Below are 18,570 nucleotides of genomic sequence, written 5' to 3'. Positions count from 1 at the left end.
GCTCGCCTATCGAAAGGCGAACACCAGGCACGCGGTGATCGCCACCACCAGGCCGGCGGCCCAGGCGACCGGGCGGGCGACCGCGCGCGCGCGCGCGGCGTCGACGGCGGCCAGTTGTGCGTCGCGGGGCCGCCCGCCGTCGAACGCCTGCCAGGCCAGTGCCGCCACTACCGTCAGCAAGAGCAGCACGCCAGCGACGATGGTGAAGTGCAGGTCCAGCCACCCCAACTGGGTGGCGACGAACCACGCGGCGCTGGCCACGTGCCCCGTCACCAGTGCCCGCAGGGCCGGGCCGGCCGACAGGCGCTTCCACCACAGGCCCATGACGAATACGGCCACCAGTGGCGGAGTCACGTAGGCGAAGGTCTGCTGCAGGTAGGCGAACAGGCCGGGGAAGCGGTCGATCATCGGCGCCCAGAGCGCCGCCAGCAGCATCAGCAGCAAGGTCACGCCGCGGCCGATGCGGGCCAGCGCATGCGCATCCAGCCCGGGGCGCCGGGGTTGCACGAAGTCCACGGTGACCAGGGTCGACGCGGAGTTGAGCGCCGAGTCCACGCTGGACATGATCGCCGCCAGCAGGCCGGCCAGCACGAGCCCGGCCACGCCCACCGGTGCGTACTCGGCGAGCAGGCGTGCAAAGACCTCGTCGCCGCGCTGCAGGTCGGGCAGCAGGGCCACCGCCATCGCGCCCGGCATCACCATCAGGAACAGCGGCAGCAACTTCAGCACCGCCGCCAGCACGGCGCCCCAACCGGCCGCGTCGACGCTGCGCGCACCGAGCAGGCGCTGGCTGACGTACTGGTTCATCGTCCAGTAGAAGAAACCCAGGATGGGGAGGCCGACCAGGGTTCCCAGCCAGGGCAGGTCGGGATCGTCGAGCGGCCGGACCAGCGACATGTGGTCCGGCGGAACGGCCTCGACGACGCGTTGCCAGGAATAGTCGAACTCGGCGAACACCAGGGTCGCCAGCACCGCCGAGCCCGCCAGCAGCACGATCGCCTGCAGCGCGTCGGTATACACCACCGCGCGCAGGCCGCCGGCAGCGGTGTACAGCCCGGCGAACACCGCGATGGCGGCGATGGTCAGGCCCAGCGGAAGTACCGGGAAGAAGACCTTCAGCACGATCGCCCCCGCGTACAGGCTGCCGGCGGTGTCGAGCACGATCGACAGGAACACGCTGACCGCCGACAGATAGGTGCGCAGGTGCGGGTCGAAGCGTCGTTCCAGCAGTTCCGGCACCGTGGTCAGGCGGTTGCCGAGCAGCTTGGGCACCACGAACAGCGCCGAGAACAGCAGTACCAGGGCGGCCATCCATTCGTAGTTGGCCACCGCGATGCCGGATGACCAGGCCGCGCCCGGCAGGCCGATCAGCGTGGTCGAGGAGATGTTCGAGGCGAACAGCGACAGCCCCACCACGCCCGCACCGAGGCTGCGCCCTGCAAGGAAGAGGTCGTCGGCGTCGGGGCTGCGTCGCGCGACGCGTGCGCAGACCACGACCAGGACCAGGAGGTACGCCGCCAGTACGACGTAATCGAGCGTGTGCAGCGCGCCCATTCGGTGCTCCGTGCCAGTGCCGCCTTTTACCGAAACACGATCGGCGCCGCGCGGTCAAACCCGGTACAACGTCGCGTCGCGCTCAGCTTGCCGGTCGGCTGTCCTTGGCCGCGCCATTGGCATGGTCGCTCTTGATCGCGTCCTCGGGGTGCGCCGCCGGCTTGCGCCGCACGTCCATCGGGTCGACGTCGAAGGGCGCGCGCATCACCAGCGAAGGCAGGATCGTCGTCAGCGTGGTGTACAGCAGCAGGGCGCCGAACAGCGCGTCCGACAGCGCGAAGCGATCGCGCAGGATCCCCGCCAGCACCAGGGTGAAGATGAGCGTCGGCGCCAGCGAGATCGACACGCGCAGGCTGCTGGCGTGGTCCTCGCCGAACATGAAGCGGCGCTGCAGCCAGATGGTGCCGATCCGGAACGGAAGGACCGCGGCGGTAAGCGCCAGGCCCATGCCCAGGGCCTCCCAGCTGAGCGCACCCTCGGGCACCTTGGTGCCCGAATTGAAGAAGTAGAACGGCACGAAGAAGGTCGCGAACAGCCGCACCGCGTGCAGGTTCTGGGTCGAGGCGAGGCGCGGCATGCGGATGCGCAGCAGGCGCGCGATCAGGCCCGCGACGAAGGCGCCGACGAGGTAGTACACGCCCAGCTTGGCGGTGGCGAAGGCCGCGACCAGACCGACCATGACCAGCAGCGAGAACTCCGAACCCGGCGCATGCGGCACCACCCAGCGACCGAGCGCGATGAAGATCAGCGGCAGGCCGACGATCATCGCCACCAGCGCCAGCGAGGACAGGCCCAGGTGCACCGGGTCGTTGGCCTGCAGCACGACGAACAGCACGATCAGGGCGAACAGTTCGCCGGCGATTGCCTTGCTGGTCACCCAGAAACGCTCCGCCTCGTCGAGCCCCAGGCGTTCGAGCGTGTCGAGGATGAAGCCGGTCGACGGCGTCAGCAAGGCGAGCGCGAGCAGGGTCGCCGGGCGCCAGTCCAGGTCCAGGTAGCGCCAGGCCAGCCACGCGGCGACGCTGAGGGTGAGGGTGCGGATGCCCAGGTGCGCGAGCAGTGGCCACAGCCCCTTGCGCAACTGCGCCGGGTCGACCTCCAGGCCCGCGAACAGGAACAGCGACGAAATGCCCAGGGTCGCCAGCCAGCCCACCAGCGGGTCGTGGGACTGGTCGCCCCAGGCCAGCATCGCGCCGACGCCGAACAGCAGGCAGGTCAGTGGCGCAGGGATCTTGAAGCGCTGGAGCGCGCGGGGCACCACCAGCAGGCCGAAGATCAGCACCAGGTAGATCAGTTCGTTTCGCATCCGGATCCCGGTTCGGGCGGCGGTCGCGCAGGACTGCCGCGAAGCATCGAAATGGTCCGGTTACGGGACCGGCATCACATGGCGCGGCACTATACCCGACGCCGCGTGATGCTCAGGCGGCATCGTAGAGCGTCAGCCATTCGGCTTCCGCCTCGGCCAGCTCGGCGGCCGCGGCCTCGCGCTCGCGGTTCAGCTGGGCCAGGCGCTCGCCCCCGGCGTCGTAGCTGCCCGGATCGGCGAGGGCCGCGTCGAGCGCCTTCACCCGCGCGTCCAGCTCGGCCACGCGCGACTCCGCCTGCGCCAGCTTGACCGGGTTGGCCTTGCGCGCCTTGCCGGCTGGCTTCGAGACCGCCGCTGGTTCGGCCGCCTTGCGCTTGCCGCCGGCCTTGCCGTCGGCCGACGCGTCGCGCGTGCGCAGCCACGCCGCGTAGGCGTCCAGGTCGCCATCGAAGGGCTGGGCCTGGCCATCGGCGACGCGCCAGAACGTTTCGCAGACCAGGCCGATGAGGTGGCGGTCGTGGCTGACCAGCACGATCGCGCCGTCGAAGTCGGCCAGCGCCTCGGCCAGCGCCTCGCGCATGTCCAGGTCGAGGTGGTTGGTCGGTTCGTCGAGCAGCAGTACGTTGGGCTTGCGCCAGGCGATCAGGGCCAGCGCCAGGCGCGCGCGCTCGCCGCCGGAGAAGCTGTCGACCGACTCGAAGGCGCGATTGCCCGGGAAGCTCCACTTGCCGAGGAAGTCGCGCAACTGCTGGGTGGCGACCCCGGGGGCGATGTCGGCCAGGTGGTCGATCGGGCTCGCCCCTTCGCGCAGGGACTCGACGGTGTGCTGGGCGAAGTAGCCGATGCGCAGGTCGGGGTGGCTGCTGCGCTCGCCCGCCAGCAGCTCGAGCTCGCCGACCAGCGACTTGACCAGGGTCGACTTGCCGGCGCCGTTGGGGCCGAGCAGGGCCACGCGGTCGCCGGCTTCCAATATGAAAGAGGCACCGTGAAGGACGGTGTGCATTTTGCCTTCTCCCTCCGGGAGAAGGTGGCGCGAAGCGCCGGATGAGGGTTCGGCGGCCATCGTACCCTCACCCCTCTCCCGATCGGAGAGGGGCCTGTAGCCGCAGTCGGCATCGGCCAGGCGCAGCAGGGCATGCGGCAACCTGTCGGGGGCCGGGAATTCGATCCGCAGCGCGCGCTCCACGCGCACGGCCTCGGTGCCGGCCAGCTTCTCCAGGCGCTTGACCCGGCTCTGCGCCTGCTTGGCCTTGCTGGCCTTGGCCTTGAAGCGGTCGATGAAGCTCTGCAGGTGCGCCCGCTCGGCCTGTTCCTTGTCGTGCGCGATCTGCTGCTGGCGCAGGTGCTCGGCGCGCTGGCGCTCGAATGCGGTGTAGTCGCCGGTGTACAGCTTGGCGGTGCCGTCATGCAGGTGCAGGGTATGGGTCGACAGGCCGTCGAGGAACTCGCGGTCGTGGCTGATCAGCAGCAGGGTGCCGGGATACTTCAGCAGCCACTGTTCCAGCCACAGCACCGCGTCGAGGTCGAGGTGGTTGGTCGGCTCGTCGAGCAGCAGAAGGTCGCTCGGCGTCATCAGCGCGCGGGCCAGGTTCAGGCGCACGCGCCAGCCGCCGGAAAAGGCCTTGACCGGGCGGTCGTGGGTGTCGGGGGTGAAGCCCAGGCCGTGCAGCAGCTTGCCGGCGCGGGCGCCAGCGTCGTAGCCGTTGAGCGCTTCCAGGCGCTGGTGGGCCTCGGCGACGGCCTCCCAGTCCTCGTTGGCGAAGGCATTGGCCTCGGCCTGGATGGCGGCGTGCACCTCGGCGTCGCCCGACAGCACGAAATCCAGCGCGGTGTCGTCCAGCGCCGGCGTCTCCTGCGCGACGCTGGCGATCCGCACCCGCGTGGGCACGTCGATGTCGCCGCGGTCGGCTTCGACTTCGCCGCGGATGGCCGCGAACAGGGAGGACTTGCCGGTGCCGTTGCGGCCGATGACGCCGACCCGCCAGCCCGCGTGCAGGGCCAGGTCGACTTTGGACAACAGCAGGCGCTCGCCCCGGCGCAGGGCGAAATCTCGAAAGGCAATCATGGCGCGCATTGTAATGCGCCACGACGGTTTGCCGGCGCGTTGATCCGGCGTCCATGCGGCTTCTGCCACTATGTTCGGGTTTGTGAAGCCCGATCCGTGCCCCCGCGCGGACCGCCCGCCCCCACCCCCCGCCCGGAGCCCGAGTGCACCATACCTCCCTGATCATCCTGCTCGTCGGCGCCTTCGTGGTCGCCTTCATCTTCGGCGCCCTCGCCCACCGGCTGCGCATGTCGCCGCTGGTCGGCTACCTGCTGGCCGGCGTGGTGGTCGGGCCGTTCACGCCGGGCTTCGTCGCCGACCAGCAACTGGCGCCGCAGCTGGCCGAGATCGGCGTGATCCTGCTGATGTTCGGCGTCGGCCTGCACTTCTCGCTGCGCGACCTGCTGGAGGTCAAGGCGATCGCGGTGCCGGGCGCCCTGCTGCGCATCGGCTTCACGATGCTCATCGGCTGGGGCTTCGGGCACATGCTGGGCTGGCCCGCGGGCGCCGGGATCATCTTCGGCCTGTCGCTGTCGGTCGCCAGTACGGTGGTGTTGCTGCGCTCGCTCGAGGACCGGCGCCTGATGGAGAGCGAGAAGGGCCGCATCGCCATCGGCTGGGTGATCGTGGAAGACGTGGCGATGGTCCTGGCGCTGGTGCTGATCCCCGCCTTCGCCGACGTGCTGCGCGGCACCGGCGGCGAGGACGCACCGTCGGTCGTCTACGTACTGACCCGCGTGGCGATCAAGATGGGCGCCTTCCTCGCCTTCATGTTCCTCATCGGCCGGCGGGTGATCCCGTGGATCCTGGAGCGCGTGGCCGGGACCGGCTCTCGCGAGCTTTTCACCCTGTGCGTGCTGGCGATCGCCCTGGGCGTGGCCTTCGGCTCGGCGGAAATGTTCGGGGTGTCCTTCGCGCTGGGCGCGTTCTTCGCCGGCATGCTGCTCAACGAGTCGGAGTTCAGCCACAAGGCCGCGACCGAGACGCTGCCGCTGCGCGATGCCTTCGCGGTGCTGTTCTTCGTCTCGGTGGGCATGCTGTTCGACCCCTGGATCATCTTCGAGCGGCCGATGCAGGTGCTGGCAACGGTGTTCATCATCATCGTGGTCAAGTCCTTCGCGGTGTATTCGATCGCCCGCGTGATGGGCAAGTCCAACGCCACCGCGCTGACGATCACCGCCAGCCTGGCGCAGATCGGCGAGTTCTCCTTCATCCTCGCCGGACTGGGCCTGCAGCTGGAGCTGCTGACCGAGGATGGCCAGGACCTGATCCTCGCCGGTGCCCTGATCTCGATCCTGCTCAACCCCCTGCTCTTCGGCTGGATGCACCGGCGCGAACAACGCCTGGCCGACAACGAGGAGCGCAGGACCGTACCGAAGGTGGAACCGCCGATCCCCGACGACCTGTCCGACCACGTGATCCTGATCGGCTTCGGCCGGGTCGGCAGCGAGCTCGGCCGCCTGCTGGTGGCGCAGGGCATCTCGCTGGTGGTGATCGACCGCGACGAGGACCTGGTCCGCCATTCCCGCGAGGCCGGCCTGCCGTCGATCCGCGGCAACGCGGCCAACGACATCGTGCTCGCCGAGGCGCATCCGGAACGGGCGAACACGGTCATGCTGGCCATCCCCAACGTGCTCGAGGCCGGGGAGATCATCGCGACGCTGCGACGGGTCAACCCGGCGCTGACGATCGTCGCGCGGGCGCACAGCGACAACGAGGTCAAGCACCTGCTCGAACATGGCGCGGACGGCGCGGTCATGGCCGAGCGCGAGCTGGCGCACAGCCTCGCGGAGATGGTGATGGCCACGCCCGCCTTCCGCGGCGAACGCCACCTGCCGCCCGCCAGCGGCGCGACCTGACGGGCGCCCCGCTCAGGCGAGTGCGAGCGCCACGGCGACCAGCACGCCGGCCTCGACCATTTCCGCCAGCGCGCCGCAGGTGTCGCCGGTGATCCCGCCGATGCGAACGAGGCAGGCCCGCAACCAGAGCCCCGCGATCGCCGCGGCCGCGACCAGCGCAGCCAGGGCAGGCATGAGCCAGGCCACCGGGACGCCCGGCAGGCCCAGGGCCGGCAGCAGGCAGGCCAGCACCGTCAGCGCCAGGGCGAGGTGGCAGGCCGGTCGCGAAGCCAGCGGCAGGGCCTGGCCGATACCACCCTCGCGCACATAGGGCAGTCCCAGCAGCGCCCCGGCCAGCGCCGCCCGCGCCAGCAGCGGCGCCAGCAGCAAGCCCAGGAACGCGGAGGTGGAGCGGGCACCGCCGGGTGGCAGCGCCAGCAGGCTCGACAGCGCTGCGAATTTCACCAGCAGCGCCAGCACCACCGCGACCACGCCCGCGGGACCGCTGCGTGGATCCTTCATGATCGCCAGCGTGCGCCCGCGATCGCCCATGCCGCCGATCCAGGCATCGGCGCTGTCGGCCAGGCCGTCCAGGTGCAGGCCGCCGGTCAGGCCGACCCAGGCCAGCAGCACCAGGCCAGCGACGAGCTGTGGCATCGATGCAGGCAGACTCGCCGCCAACAGGGCCAGGAGTCCGCCCACCACGAGCCCCACCAGGGGATACCAGGGCAGCGAGCGCGACTGTCCATCGGGTGCCGCGAATGCCGAGGCCGGCACCGGGATGCGAGTCAGGAACCCGATCGCCACCCACAGCCCGCGCATCACGCCGCCCCCGGTACGGCCGGGCGATCCGCCCATTCAAGCCGATGCAGCGATGCGTGGCCGACGTCGTAGTCGCTCATCGCGCGCAGCGGCCGGCCCTCGGCCAGGCATCGCAACAGCCGGATCGCGCCACCGTGGGTGGGCACCAGCACGCGCCGCCCCGCATGGTCGGCGACGATCGCATCGAGCGCCCCGGTCAGGCGCGCGGCAAACGCCTCGATCGACTCGGCACCCGGCGGCGGAAAGCGCAGCGGATCGGCCCAGAAGCGTCCGAGGGCCTCGCCCTGGGTGTCGGCCAATTCCTGCATCGGCACCCCTTCCCATGCGCCGAACCGGTACTCGGCCAGGCGCGGCTCCAGCCGCAGCGGCAGGCCGTGCGCGTCCGCGTGGGCGCGGGCGAAATCCGCGCAGCGGCGCAGCGGCGAAGAGACAACGACGTCCCACTCGCCCGCGGCGACGGCCGCCCGTAGTTGCCGCCAGCCCAGTCCGGTCAAGGGATCGTCGAGCTGGCCACGGAAGCCGGCGTGGCCGGTATCGCCATGCCGCAGCAGGTCGATCCGGGCAGGCGCGGCGCTCATGCCGCCGACACGCCCGCCTGTTCGAAGGTCGCCATGTCCGCATGCAGCGCGCAGGCCAGCCGCAGCAGCGGCACCGCGGCGGCGGCACCGCTGGCCTCGCCCAGGCGCATGTCGAGGTCGAGCAGCGGCCGTGCCTGCAGGGCGTCGAGCAGGCGCGCGTGGCCGCGCTCGCGCGAGCGGTGCGAGAACAGCAGCCAGTCGCGCGTACCGGGATGGGCCTGCACCGCCGCCAAGGCCGCCGCGGTGCCGATGAAGCCATCGACCAGCACCGGCAGGCCGACCTGCGCGGCCGCGATGCAGGCGCCGGCCAGCGCGGCGATCTCGAAGCCGCCCAGGCAGCGCAGGCGCTCCAGTGCCGAGTCGGCGCCTGCATGCCGGTGCAGGCCGCGTTCGACGACGGCGATCTTGTGGCGGATTCCTGTGGCATCCAGGCCGGTCCCCGCGCCGGCCAGGTCGGCGGGCGCGGCATCGAGCAGGGCGCATGCGAGCGCGGTGGCGGAGGTGGTGTTGGCGATGCCCATTTCGCCACCGATGAACAGGTCGGCGCCATCGGCATGCGCCAGCGCCACGCTAGCGGCGCCCGCCTCCAGCGCCTCGCGCAGCTGTTGGTCGCTCATCGCGGGGCCTTCGCAGAAGTTCGCCGTCGCCGGCGCGATCCATGCGCGCCGCACGCCGTCGATCGCGCCCGGATCGTTGACGCTGCCCAAGTGCACGACGTCGAGCGTGGCGCCCAGCTGCCGGGCAAGCACGCTGATCGCGGCCCCGCCGCCGGCGAAGTTGCGCACCATCTCGCCGGTCACCGCCTGCGGAAATGCCGACACGCCCTCGGCGGCGACGCCATGGTCGGCGGCGAAGACGCTGATCCAGACGCGCTTCAGCGCCGGAAGGGGGTTGCCTTGGAGCCCGGCCAGGGCGATCGCTGCGTCCTCGAGCCGGCCGAGCGAACCGGGCGGCTTGGTCAGGCGTGACTGGCGCAGGCGGGCCGCCTCCGCCGCGCCGGTGTCGACGCGCGCGGCCGGGAGGGTGGGGTCGAACGTATCGCTCATCCAGCGGACTCCATCGGGAAAGGTTCGAGCGCGCCCTTGAGCGCCATCGGCAAGCCAGCGACGACGAAGACCACGCGTTCGCAGCGCTGTGCCAGGTCCTGGTGCAGGCGGCCGGCTTCGTCGACGAAGCGCCGGCTCAGCGCCCCCATCGGCACGACGCCCATGCCGACTTCGTTGCTGACCATCAACAGCGTGCCGGGCAACGTCGGGAGCCGCTCCAGGAGCGCCGAACGTTCGCGCTCGAAACAGGTCGGATCGGGATCGATCAACAGGTTGCCGAGCCACAGCGTCAGGCAGTCGACCAGCAGGCAGCGGTCGGGCGTGGCATGCCGGCGCAGGGCCTCGGCCAGCGCCACGGGTTCCTCAACGCAGGCCCAGTCCGCGGGCCGCCGCGCGCGATGGTGTGCGATGCGCGCGGCCATCTCGGCATCGCCGGCCTGCCCGGTCGCGACGTAGGTCACCGCCCCCCCGCCCGCCAGCGCCAGGCGTTCGGCCAGCGCGCTCTTGCCCGAGCGGGCGCCGCCCAGGATCAGGCTTCGCATGGCGCCCCCACCAGCAAGGCCGACAGGCGCGCCGTGTCGAGGTGGGCCTCGACCGCGTCGGCCAGGCGGTCGAGCGCAGCCTCGCGCAGCGCCGCCATGTCCAATGGTCGTGCGTCCTGGAGCCCGGCCCAGCGCAGCAGCGCGGCGAGTGCGCCGGGCGTGTCGAACAGGCCGTGCAGGTAGGTGCCGAGGATGCGACCGTCGTCCGATAGCGCACCGTCGCCACGGCCATCCGACAGGATCGCCAGCGGGCGCGCGAGCGCGGGGCCTTCGCTGCTGCCGCAATGGATTTCGTAGCCGTGGACCTCGACGCCTTCGATCGAGAGGTGCCCGCTGGCCTCGCGCAGTTGCTTGTCCGGCTGGAGCGTGGTCTCCAGGTCCAGCCAGCCCAGCGCCTCGCTAGAGCCCGCCTCGCCCTCGATCCCGTGCGGATCATGCACCGCGCGTCCAAGCATCTGCAGGCCACCGCATATGCCGATGAGCTTGCCGCCATAGCGCAGGTGGCGGGCGATCGCGGCGTCCCAACCCTGCGCCCGCAGCCATCCGAGGTCGGCGCGGGTCGCCTTGCTGCCCGGCAGCACGACCAGGTCGCAGGGCGGGAAGGCCTCGCCGGGGCCCAGGAAACGCAGATCGACCTGGGGGTGCGCGCGCAGTGCGTCGAAATCGGTGTGGTTGCTGATGCGCGGCAACGCCGGCACCACGACCCGCAAGCCCGCCCCTGGCTTGTCGGCATGTTCGCGCGGCAACGCGTCCTCCGCCTCAAGGTGCAGGCCGTGCAGCCAGGGCAGCACGCCCAGCACCGGCTTGCCGGTCTCGCGCTCCAGCCAGTCCAGGCCCGGTTGCAGGAGGGCGATGTCGCCGCGAAAGCGGTTGATCACGAAGCCCTGCACGCGGGCACGTTCGCTTTCCGAGAGCAGGGCGAGGGTCCCCACCAGGTGGGCGAACACGCCGCCGCGATCAATGTCGGCGATGAGCACGACCGGACAATCGACGGCCTCGGCATAGCCCATGTTGGCGATGTCGTTGGCGCGCAGGTTGATCTCGGCCGGGCTGCCCGCTCCTTCCACGACGACCGCGTCGAAGGCCTCGACCAGGCGCTGGTGCGAGGCCAGCACCGCTGCCTTCGCGACGCGTTTGTAGTCGTGGTAGCCGACCGCGTCCATCTGCCCGATCGCGCGCCCGTGCAGGATCACCTGCGCGCCCTTGTCGCTGCTGGGCTTGAGCAGCACCGGGTTGAAGTCGGTGCGCGGCGCCAGGCCGCAGGCCTGCGCCTGCACCGCCTGCGCGCGCCCGATCTCGCCGCCGTCGGCGGTGACCGCGGCATTGAGTGCCATGTTCTGCGGCTTGAACGGGGCCACCCGCACGCCGCGCCGGTGCAGCCAGCGGCACAGCGCGGCGACCAGGGTGCTCTTGCCCGCGTCGGAGGTGCAGCCCTGCACCATCAGTACGCACGCGTTCACGGCGCGACCTCGCGCAGCGCGTCGCCGAGCGCGCGATCCAGGCGTTCGAAGCCGGCGGCATCCGGCGGCAGGCCCAGGCGCAGGCTGTCGGCGCCGGCTTCGTCAGCATCGAACAGGCGCGTGAGCACCGCGCGACGGGCCAGCGCTTCGTGCAGCGCCGTCGCGCGCGGGTGCCGGCGCCATTGGAAGTAGGCCGTGCCGCCGCCGTCGGCCAGGCCATGGGTGTGCAGGCAATCCCCGAGCCGTTCGCCCTGGGCCGCCAGCCAGGCGCGCGCCCGCGCGTGCCAGTCGACGTCGGCCAGGGCGCGCGCCAGCACGTACCGGCTCGGGCCCGCCAGCGTCCACGGACCCAGGCGCTCGCGCAGTGCCGCCAGCAGCGCGGGCGACGCACAGGCGAAGCCGGCGCGCGCACCGGCCAGGCCGAAGAACTTGCCGACGGAACGCAGGACCACCAGGCCCTCGCGATCGCTTTGGGCGCAAAGGGAGTCACCGGGCGTGGCGTCCATGAAGGCCTCGTCGACCACCAGCCAGCCGCCGCGCATGGCCAGGCGCGCATGCAGCGCGAGCAGCGCCTCGCGCCCGAAGCGCTCGCCACCGGGGTTGTTGGGATGGATCAGCACGATCACGTCGAAGCGTTCCGCGTCCTCGAGCAGCCGCGACGCCGGCAGGCGTTCGACGTGGTGGCCGGCCTGGCGCCAGGCATGCGCGTGCTCGGCGTAGCCGGGCAGGATCACGCCCACGCGCGAGCGCCCACGCAGGCGCGGCAAGGCCTGTATCGCGGCTTGCGAGCCGGCGACCGGCAGTACGCCGGGCGCGCCGTAGTAGCGGCATGCAATGGCGTCCAGCCCGTCGTCGTCCTCCGGCAACCGCTGCCAGGCCGAGGGTGGCAGCGGCGGCACCGGCCAGGCGAAGGGGCTGATGCCGGTGGACAGGTCCAGCCACGCCGATGGCTCGATGCCGTGTTGGCGCGCGGCGCGCTGCAGGCGCCCTCCGTGCTCAAGCATGGGAACGCCCTCCCAGCAGTGCACCCAGCAACACCGCGGCCGCCGTCGCGAGCAGCCACAGGGCGGTCGTGCGACGGACCAGGCGCAAGGCCGCGTCAATCGATGCCGCGTCGGCGGGCGCGCCCTCGCCCAGGCGCGGGCGTTCTTCCCAACGTCCGTGATAGCGCGCCGGCCCACCGAGCCGGACGCCGATGGCGCCCGCGCCGGAGGCCATCACCGGACCGGCGTTGGGGCTGTCCCAGGCCGGTGCCTGCCGGTGCCAGCACGCCAGTGCATTGCGCGTGCGTCCCAACAGCGCGTAGGACAGCGCCGTCAAGCGCGCGGGTATCCAGTTCATGGCGTCGTCGATGCGCGCGGCCGCCCATCCGAAGCGCGCCAGCCGCGGCGTCCGGTAGCCCCAGGTCGCATCCAGGGTGTTCGCCAGCCGGTACAGCACCACGCCCGGGCCACCGAGCAGCAGGCACCAGAACAGCGCGCCGAACACGGCGTCGTTGCCGTTCTCCAGCACCGATTCGGTCGCCGCCGCGGCGACGCCCGTCGCATCGAGTGCGCCGGTGTCGCGACTGACCATGCGCCCGACCGCCGAACGGGCGTCGTCGAGCCGACCCGCCTCGAGGGCGGTCGCGACCGGTCGCGCGTGTTCGCCCAGGCTGCGCAGTCCCAGGGCGAAGTACAGGCAGGCCGCGTCCACGCACGCGGCCATCCAGGCACCGGCCCATCCGGCAAGCAGGGACAGCGCGCTGATCGCGGTGAGCGGCGGCAGCACGGCCAACGCCCAGGCCAGCAGGCCGCGGGCGCGCGCATCGTCGTACAAGGCCCGCTCGACCTGCCGCGCCCAGCGCCCGAAGCCGACCAGTGGATGCCACCGCCGTGGCTCGCCGAACACGGCATCGAGTGCGATCGCCGCCGTCATCGCCACCAGTACCGGCAGGCCGCTCATGGCCGGAACAGGGCCGTGGCCGCGACGGGATCGGAGGGGAAGTACAGGTGCACGAAACTCGCCGTCATCGCGCGATCGCGGTAGACCGCCTCTGCGGTCGGACCGCCGTTGGGGTTCCGCGCCTGGGTCCACGGGGTCGCGGCGATCTCCGCGCGCGCGTAGTGGAAGCTGTGGCCGCGCAGCCGGCCGGCCGGCATGTCGACCTCCTGCATGCCCAGGGCGACGAAGCGCTTCTGCAAGGTGGCCTCGCCGGGCATCAAGCCAGCCATGGCGGCGGACGCGCCCTCGCGGTCGACCAGGCGGTCCAGCGCGAACAGCAGGCCGCCGCACTCGGCGAGCAGCGGTTTGCCGGCCTCGCGATGCGCACGCAGCTCACGATGCAGGCCGGTGTTCGCCGACAGCGCGTCCAGGTGGAGCTCCGGATAGCCGCCGGGCAACCAGACCGCGTCGCATTCGGGCAACGCGTCGCCGGCCACTGGCGAGAAGAAGCGCAGATCTGCTCCTGCCTCGCGCAGCATTTCGAGGTTGGCCGGATACAGGAAGCAGAACGCGGCGTCGCGGGCGATCGCGATGCGCTGCCCGGTCAGCGTGCGCGGCACCGGCAGGCGTTCGACGGGCGCGAAGTCGACCGCGGGCGGAAGTGCGGTGGCGGCATGCCCGCCCCAGGCGTCGGCCAACGCGTCGAGCCGCGCGTCCAGGTCCTCCAGTTCCCCCGCCGCGACCAGGCCCAGGTGGCGTTCGGGCAGGGCGATGGCCGGGTCGCGCGGCAAGGCACCCAGCCAGTGCAGGTCGGGTGGCAGGCTCTCGCGCAACAACTTCGCGTGATGGGCGCTGCCGATGCGGTTGGCCGCCACCCCATGCACCTGCAGACCGTCGCGATAACGCGCCAGTCCGGTCGCGAGCGCACCGAAGGTCTGCGCCATCGCCGCGCCATCGATCACCGCCAGTACCGGCAGCCCCAGCGCGGTCGCCAGGTCGGCGCTGGACGGCGAGCCGTCGAACAGGCCCATCACGCCCTCGACCAGGATCAGCTCGGCCCCGGCCGCGGCTTCATGCAGGCGCGCGCGCACGTCGGCTTCGCCGCACATCCACAGGTCGAGCTGCAGGACCGGCGCACTGGAGGCACGCTCGAGCACCATCGGGTCGAGGAAGTCCGGGCCGGTCTTGAACACGCGTACCCGGCGGCCCTGGCGGGCATGCCAGCGTGCCAGCGCCGCGGTCACGCTGGTCTTGCCCTGCCCCGACGCGGGCGCCGATACCAGCAGGGCCGGGCACTGCCGGGACGTCTGGTTCACAGCTCGATCCCGTGCTGGGCCTTGATGCCGGCCTTGAAGGCGTGCTTGACCAGGCGCATCTCGGTGACGGTGTCTGCGGCGTCCACCAGCGCCTCCGGCGCGCCCCGCCCGGTGATGACGACGTGCTGGCGCTCGGGACGGGCGGCGACCGCGGCGAGCACGGCCTCGAGCGGCACGTAATCCTTGTTGAGGGCGATGTTGAGTTCGTCCAGCAGCACGAAGTCGAACGCCGGATCGGCAAGCATGCGCGCGGCGACCTCCCAGGCGGCCATCGCCGCGGCGACGTCGCGCCCGCGGTCCTGGGTTTCCCAGGTGAACCCCTCGCCCATCACGTGGTATTCGAGGCGATCGGCGAAGGCCTCGCCGAAGCGGCGGAAGAACAGGTCCTCGCCGGTGCTGAAACTGCCCTTGATGAACTGCACCACGCCGCAGTTGAACCCGTGGCCCAGCGAGCGCGCGAGCATGCCGAAGCCGGACGAACTCTTGCCCTTGCCGTTGCCGGTGTTCACCACCAGCACGCCGCGGTCGATCGTGGCCCGCGCGATGCGGCGGTCGACGAGCGCCTTCTTGCGCTGCGCGCGCTCGCGGTAGTGCTCCTCCTCGGTCCGCCCCAGGCGATCCGAGCCCCGGCTCACGGCCGTGCCTCGCCCATGGCGGCCGGGCGCAGGACCGTGCGCCAGATCGCCCGCAGCGCGAAGGCCGCGCCGACGTAACCGGCCAGCGTGCCCAGGGCCCGCGGATAGTAGGCGGGGATGCGCGCGAGGAAGCCCTGCAGGTCCGGGTCGGGATAGCGCCCGGAGAAGAACCAGTAGCCGCCCTTCGACAGCAGATAGGCCACGCTGCCGGTGACCAGCAGCGCGACCGCCAGGCGCGGGATGTCGCGCCAGTCATCGCGATGCAGCCCGCGATACACGCGCCCGCCCAGCCACAGGCTGGCGTAGGCGAGCGCAAGCGCCCAGTAGGCCGGCGACAGGCACCAGTCGGTGATGGTCCCCGCCGCATAGCTCCCCAGGTCGAGCACGGTCGCCAGCACGAAGAAGGCCGGCAGCGTCCACATCGGCCGCAGCAGCGCACCGGCCAGGAAGAAAATCGCCCACGAGGCGCTCGGCAGCGCATCGACGCTGGCGAAATGCTGCCCGCGCGTGGCGACCATCAAGGCCGCCAGGGCGAGCCCCACGGCCCACTGGTCGCGCGTGGAGGCGACGGGAAGGGGCGATGCGGTGTCTTTCATGATGGCCATGCGTGTCTCCCAGGATTCAGACGGTACCGGATGCGCGCTGTCCGTGATGGAAGCGGGCCAGGCCCGCGTGCACGACCAGGGCGACGACGACGTACATCATCGTGGTGCGCACGAACAGCGGGCCCCACTGCCACAGGCGCGCGACGTACTCGGCGAAGTGCGGCTCGGCGTAGCGGCCGCCGAGCCAGTAGAACGCGCCATTGGAGACCATGAACGACAGGCAGGCCGCGACCAGCCCCACCGCCGCGGCGCCCCACAACGCGCTGTTCCCCGTCTCGAGCCGGGGGGCGTACAGCCGCCCGCCGTACCAGAGCACCGCGTAGGCCGGCAGCAGGAACGCATAGGCCGGGGTGATGCAGAAGTCGCTGACGCCGGCCAGCGACACCGCCGCCCAGTCGACGGCCACCGCCACCGCCAGCATCGCGACGAACTGCCAGTGCCGGCGCAGGTACAGGCCGCCGAGGAAGAACAGCGCCATCGACGCATCGGGCAGGTGCAGCGCATCGCCGAAATGATGGAAGCGCGTGGCGACCATCAGGGCGGAGAACGCCGCGAACAGGCCCAGGTTCATCGGGTTGGACAGCGGTTTCATGGCAGACCTCGTGGTGGTGGGAATGGGGAGCGGCGATGCCGGCTCAGCGGGCGGGATGCCAGCGCAGGCTCAGCAACCAGCTCCGGCCGGGCTGGTTGTAGAACATCGCCGTTTCGTAGGACTTGTCGAACACGTTCTCGACCGACAGGCGCAGGTCCCAGGCCTCGGCCAGGGCATAGCCCAGGCGCAGGTCGAACAGGCCGTAGCCGCCCATGCGGCGGGTGTTGGCCAGGTTGTCGTAGCGCTCGCCCGCAGCGGTCAGCGAAGCGCCGCCGCTGAAGGCGCCGAAGCGGCGGTCCAGGTCGATGCGCGCGCTTTGCCGGGCGCGACGCGGCAACACCTTGCCGGCGCTGCCGGCATCGTTCTCCGGGTCGAGCCAGGTGGCGCTGCCGCGCAGGTCCCAGCCGGCCACCAGGGTGTCGACCACCGCTTCCAGGCCGCGGATGCGGGCACGGTCGATGTTGTTGGGCCCACCGAACTGCCCGAGGTCCGCGTCGTAGGCGATCATGTCGTCGATGCGTGTCTGGAAGGCATTCAACGACCACTGGCCCCAGGCCGGCTCGCCGCGCAGGCCGAGTTCGACGCTGCGCGAGGTCTCCGGCCCCAGGTCGGGATTGCCGTAGCCGGGGTAATACAGCTCGTTGAAGGTCGGCGCCTTGAAGCCGGTGCCGTAGCTCGCGGTCAGGCGCAGGGCGCGGGCGAAATCCCAGCCCCAGAGCACGCTGCCGGTGGTCTCGCCGCCAAACTGGCCGTCGTCGTCGCGGCGCACGCTGGCCTGCAACGACTGCGCACCGAAATCCTGTTGCCACTGGCCGAACAGGCCGCGGTTGATGCGGCGGTCGCGCGCGTAGGCCTCGCTGCTCTCGACCTCGTCGCGCTGCCAGTCGAAGCCCAGTGTCAGCAGGCCGGTGCCCAGGCCCAGGTCGGCCTGCACGCCGCCGAGCTCGCGGCGGGTGTCGAAGCGCGAGTTGAACACGCCATCGAAGTAATTCTCGCTCAGGTCGGCGCTGGTGCCGGCGCTGAGGGTGAAGGTCGCGCGCGCACCGGGCGCATAGCGCAAACGCGCGCCCACGACGCGTTCGGTGAACTCGGACTCGCTCGCCGGGCCGCCATCGTACTCGTTCTCGCCCTCGGCCTGGAACACGCGCAGGTCGCCGTCCCAGCGTTCGTCGAAACGGTAGCCGCCCTGCGCGGTGAGCGAACTGTTGCGGTAGCCGTCGCGATCGGGATCGGCGTTGCGGGTACCGCGGTAGGCGTCGATGCCGGCGGTCGACTCGTGCGCGGCCTGCAGCGCGTACCAGCCGCCACGCCCGCCCGCCAACGCGCCGGCACTGCGTCCGCCCACGCCGGCGGCGACGCGCCAGGTGTCGTCGCTGCCGGCGGCGATGCGCGCGTTCGGTTCGAAGGGGCCCTGCGGGCGCCGGGTGAACACCTCCACCACTCCGCCGATCGCCTCCGACCCGTACAGGCTGGAGAACGGCCCGCGGACGATCTCGATGCGCTCGATCTGCTCGACCGGGATGTCCTGCAGGGCGGCCCCGCCGCTGGTCGCCGAGCCGATCTTGACGCCGTCCACGAGCACCAGCACGTGGTCGGACTCGGTGCCGCGCAGGAACAGCGAGGTCGATTTGCCGGGCCCGCCGTTGTTGGCCAGCGAGATGCCGGCGCGCCCGCGCAGCAGGTCCGGCAGCGACGCCGGCTGCAGGCGTTCGATCTCCTCGCGTTCGATCACGCTGACCGCCGCCAGGGCCTGGTCCTGGGTCTGCGCGGTGCGGGTGGCGGTGACGACGACATTGTCGAGGTCGGTGGCGGCGCCTTCGGCCAGGGCCGGGGCGACGGGGACGAATACCAGGGAAAGCGTCGTCGCCAGGACGGCACGACGGGATGCGGCGTTGTTGCGATGCACTCGGGACTCCTCGACCGCGCCTGCCCGCGCGGATGGCATGGAAATGGACAGGCGGAAAGCGGGATCGAGACGGCACGCGGCGCGTGCAGCCCATGACATCGCCCACCGCATGTCGGGTCGTGCCTGGGGCCGGTCTCCGGGCTTGCGAGCGGAACGGGCGGACGCATGTCGCCGGTTCCCGGTCCGCGCCTTCCCATGCTTCAAGCACAGTGGCTGCGTGCGGACCTTGTCTCGCCTACCGTTGCGGGGGCAGCTCCGGAATTGCCGACCGGTCGTCCACGAGCGTGGAGCCGGACCGGCGCACCGGATTCCCGTTTCAACCACCGTCCCGGATCGGGCCGGCGGTCACCTCAGGCGGGGAGGAGTCTAGCAGGCGGCCGCCCCGCGCGCGCGGCCGCGTCCG

16 protein-coding genes and 1 riboswitch are annotated in these 18,570 nt (G+C 71.6%); of the genes, 1 reads left to right on the top strand and 15 read right to left on the bottom strand.

Annotated features, from left to right (window positions below; translation table 11 throughout):
* Positions 1 to 6: 6 nt before the first annotated feature.
* The 3 genes from H4F98_RS01095 to H4F98_RS01085 all read right to left on the bottom strand — a co-directional run bounded on the left by H4F98_RS01095 (position 7) and on the right by H4F98_RS01085 (position 4,925).
* Positions 7 to 1,554, bottom strand: coding sequence for an SLC5 family protein (locus H4F98_RS01095; RefSeq protein WP_182684815.1), 1,548 nt, complete (start codon positions 1,552 to 1,554; stop codon positions 7 to 9).
* A gap of 82 nt (positions 1,555 to 1,636) precedes the next feature.
* Positions 1,637 to 2,860 (bottom strand): cation:proton antiporter, encoded by a 1,224-nt coding sequence (locus H4F98_RS01090; protein WP_182684814.1) that lies wholly within the window; start codon positions 2,858 to 2,860, stop codon positions 1,637 to 1,639.
* Positions 2,861 to 2,972: 112 nt separating this feature from the next.
* Positions 2,973 to 4,925, bottom strand: a complete 1,953-nt coding sequence (locus H4F98_RS01085; RefSeq protein WP_182684813.1) for an ABC-F family ATP-binding cassette domain-containing protein — start codon at positions 4,923 to 4,925, stop codon at positions 2,973 to 2,975.
* 143 nt (positions 4,926 to 5,068) lie between these two features.
* Between H4F98_RS01085 and ybaL the strand changes: the two genes are divergently transcribed.
* Entirely contained in the window at positions 5,069 to 6,763 is a 1,695-nt protein-coding gene (gene ybaL, locus H4F98_RS01080; protein ID WP_182684812.1) for a YbaL family putative K(+) efflux transporter, read from the top strand.
* Positions 6,764 to 6,775: 12 nt separating this feature from the next.
* Here the strand turns inward: ybaL and H4F98_RS01075 are convergent, their stop codons facing one another.
* Genes H4F98_RS01075 through btuB form a run of 12 tightly spaced genes read right to left on the bottom strand, consistent with a single transcriptional unit; the run spans position 6,776 to position 18,206 of the window.
* Entirely contained in the window at positions 6,776 to 7,567 is a 792-nt protein-coding gene (locus H4F98_RS01075; protein WP_182684899.1) for an adenosylcobinamide-GDP ribazoletransferase, read from the bottom strand.
* Positions 7,564 to 8,142: a histidine phosphatase family protein gene (locus tag H4F98_RS01070; RefSeq protein ID WP_182684811.1), complete on the bottom strand. Its 579-nt coding sequence runs from the start codon at positions 8,140 to 8,142 to the stop codon at positions 7,564 to 7,566. The genes H4F98_RS01075 and H4F98_RS01070 overlap by 4 nt, the downstream gene beginning before the upstream one ends.
* The gene (gene cobT / locus H4F98_RS01065) at positions 8,139 to 9,188 is read right to left on the bottom strand and encodes a nicotinate-nucleotide--dimethylbenzimidazole phosphoribosyltransferase (RefSeq protein WP_182684810.1); all 1,050 of its coding nucleotides are present in this window, start codon (positions 9,186 to 9,188) and stop codon (positions 8,139 to 8,141) included. The genes H4F98_RS01070 and cobT overlap by 4 nt, the downstream gene beginning before the upstream one ends.
* Complete coding sequence (gene cobU / locus H4F98_RS01060) at positions 9,185 to 9,730, bottom strand: bifunctional adenosylcobinamide kinase/adenosylcobinamide-phosphate guanylyltransferase (RefSeq protein WP_182684809.1); 546 nt, start codon at positions 9,728 to 9,730, stop codon at positions 9,185 to 9,187. Before cobU ends, cobT begins: the two co-directional genes overlap by 4 nt.
* Positions 9,718 to 11,190, bottom strand: coding sequence for a cobyric acid synthase (locus H4F98_RS01055; protein WP_182684808.1), 1,473 nt, complete (start codon positions 11,188 to 11,190; stop codon positions 9,718 to 9,720). The genes cobU and H4F98_RS01055 overlap by 13 nt, the downstream gene beginning before the upstream one ends.
* Positions 11,187 to 12,194 carry a threonine-phosphate decarboxylase CobD gene (cobD, locus tag H4F98_RS01050; protein WP_182684807.1) on the bottom strand — a complete coding sequence of 336 codons (1,008 nt, stop codon included), beginning with the start codon at positions 12,192 to 12,194 and terminating at the stop codon, positions 11,187 to 11,189. Before cobD ends, H4F98_RS01055 begins: the two co-directional genes overlap by 4 nt.
* Complete coding sequence (locus tag H4F98_RS01045) at positions 12,187 to 13,134, bottom strand: CobD/CbiB family cobalamin biosynthesis protein (protein ID WP_182684806.1); 948 nt, start codon at positions 13,132 to 13,134, stop codon at positions 12,187 to 12,189. Before H4F98_RS01045 ends, cobD begins: the two co-directional genes overlap by 8 nt.
* Positions 13,131 to 14,429 (bottom strand): cobyrinic acid a,c-diamide synthase CobB, encoded by a 1,299-nt coding sequence (locus H4F98_RS01040; RefSeq protein ID WP_343064703.1) that lies wholly within the window; start codon positions 14,427 to 14,429, stop codon positions 13,131 to 13,133. Before H4F98_RS01040 ends, H4F98_RS01045 begins: the two co-directional genes overlap by 4 nt.
* Positions 14,426 to 15,043 carry a cob(I)yrinic acid a,c-diamide adenosyltransferase gene (gene cobO / locus H4F98_RS01035; protein ID WP_182684897.1) on the bottom strand — a complete coding sequence of 206 codons (618 nt, stop codon included), beginning with the start codon at positions 15,041 to 15,043 and terminating at the stop codon, positions 14,426 to 14,428. Before cobO ends, H4F98_RS01040 begins: the two co-directional genes overlap by 4 nt.
* Before the next feature lie 17 nt (positions 15,044 to 15,060).
* Entirely contained in the window at positions 15,061 to 15,669 is a 609-nt protein-coding gene (locus tag H4F98_RS01030) for a hypothetical protein (protein ID WP_182684805.1), read from the bottom strand.
* A 16-nt stretch (positions 15,670 to 15,685) separates the two neighbouring features.
* Positions 15,686 to 16,261 carry a hypothetical protein gene (locus tag H4F98_RS01025; RefSeq protein ID WP_182684804.1) on the bottom strand — a complete coding sequence of 192 codons (576 nt, stop codon included), beginning with the start codon at positions 16,259 to 16,261 and terminating at the stop codon, positions 15,686 to 15,688.
* 43 nt (positions 16,262 to 16,304) lie between these two features.
* The gene (gene btuB, locus H4F98_RS01020; protein ID WP_182684803.1) at positions 16,305 to 18,206 is read right to left on the bottom strand and encodes a TonB-dependent vitamin B12 receptor; all 1,902 of its coding nucleotides are present in this window, start codon (positions 18,204 to 18,206) and stop codon (positions 16,305 to 16,307) included.
* A gap of 71 nt (positions 18,207 to 18,277) precedes the next feature.
* A riboswitch (cobalamin riboswitch) is annotated at positions 18,278 to 18,535 on the bottom strand.
* Positions 18,536 to 18,570: the final 35 nt, after the last annotated feature.

It is taken from the genome of Marilutibacter spongiae, assembly GCF_014145325.1.
GTDB lineage: Bacteria > Pseudomonadota > Gammaproteobacteria > Xanthomonadales > Xanthomonadaceae > Marilutibacter > Marilutibacter spongiae.
This window is presented reverse-complemented; position numbering and strand designations above follow the sequence as displayed.

Coding starts and splice junctions, on each gene's coding strand:
- H4F98_RS01095 (WP_182684815.1), bottom strand. CDS start 1,554: ATGGGCGCGCTGCACACGCTCGATTACGTCGTACTGGCGGCGTACCTC.
- H4F98_RS01090 (WP_182684814.1), bottom strand. CDS start 2,860: ATGCGAAACGAACTGATCTACCTGGTGCTGATCTTCGGCCTGCTGGTG.
- H4F98_RS01085 (WP_182684813.1), bottom strand. CDS start 4,925: ATGATTGCCTTTCGAGATTTCGCCCTGCGCCGGGGCGAGCGCCTGCTG.
- H4F98_RS01070 (WP_182684811.1), bottom strand. CDS start 8,142: ATGAGCGCCGCGCCTGCCCGGATCGACCTGCTGCGGCATGGCGATACC.
- cobT (WP_182684810.1), bottom strand. CDS start 9,188: ATGAGCGATACGTTCGACCCCACCCTCCCGGCCGCGCGCGTCGACACC.
- cobU (WP_182684809.1), bottom strand. CDS start 9,730: ATGCGAAGCCTGATCCTGGGCGGCGCCCGCTCGGGCAAGAGCGCGCTG.
- cobD (WP_182684807.1), bottom strand. CDS start 12,194: ATGCTTGAGCACGGAGGGCGCCTGCAGCGCGCCGCGCGCCAACACGGC.
- H4F98_RS01045 (WP_182684806.1), bottom strand. CDS start 13,134: ATGAGCGGCCTGCCGGTACTGGTGGCGATGACGGCGGCGATCGCACTC.
- H4F98_RS01030 (WP_182684805.1), bottom strand. CDS start 15,669: ATGGCCATCATGAAAGACACCGCATCGCCCCTTCCCGTCGCCTCCACG.
- H4F98_RS01025 (WP_182684804.1), bottom strand. CDS start 16,261: ATGAAACCGCTGTCCAACCCGATGAACCTGGGCCTGTTCGCGGCGTTC.
- btuB (WP_182684803.1), bottom strand. CDS start 18,206: ATGCCATCCGCGCGGGCAGGCGCGGTCGAGGAGTCCCGAGTGCATCGC.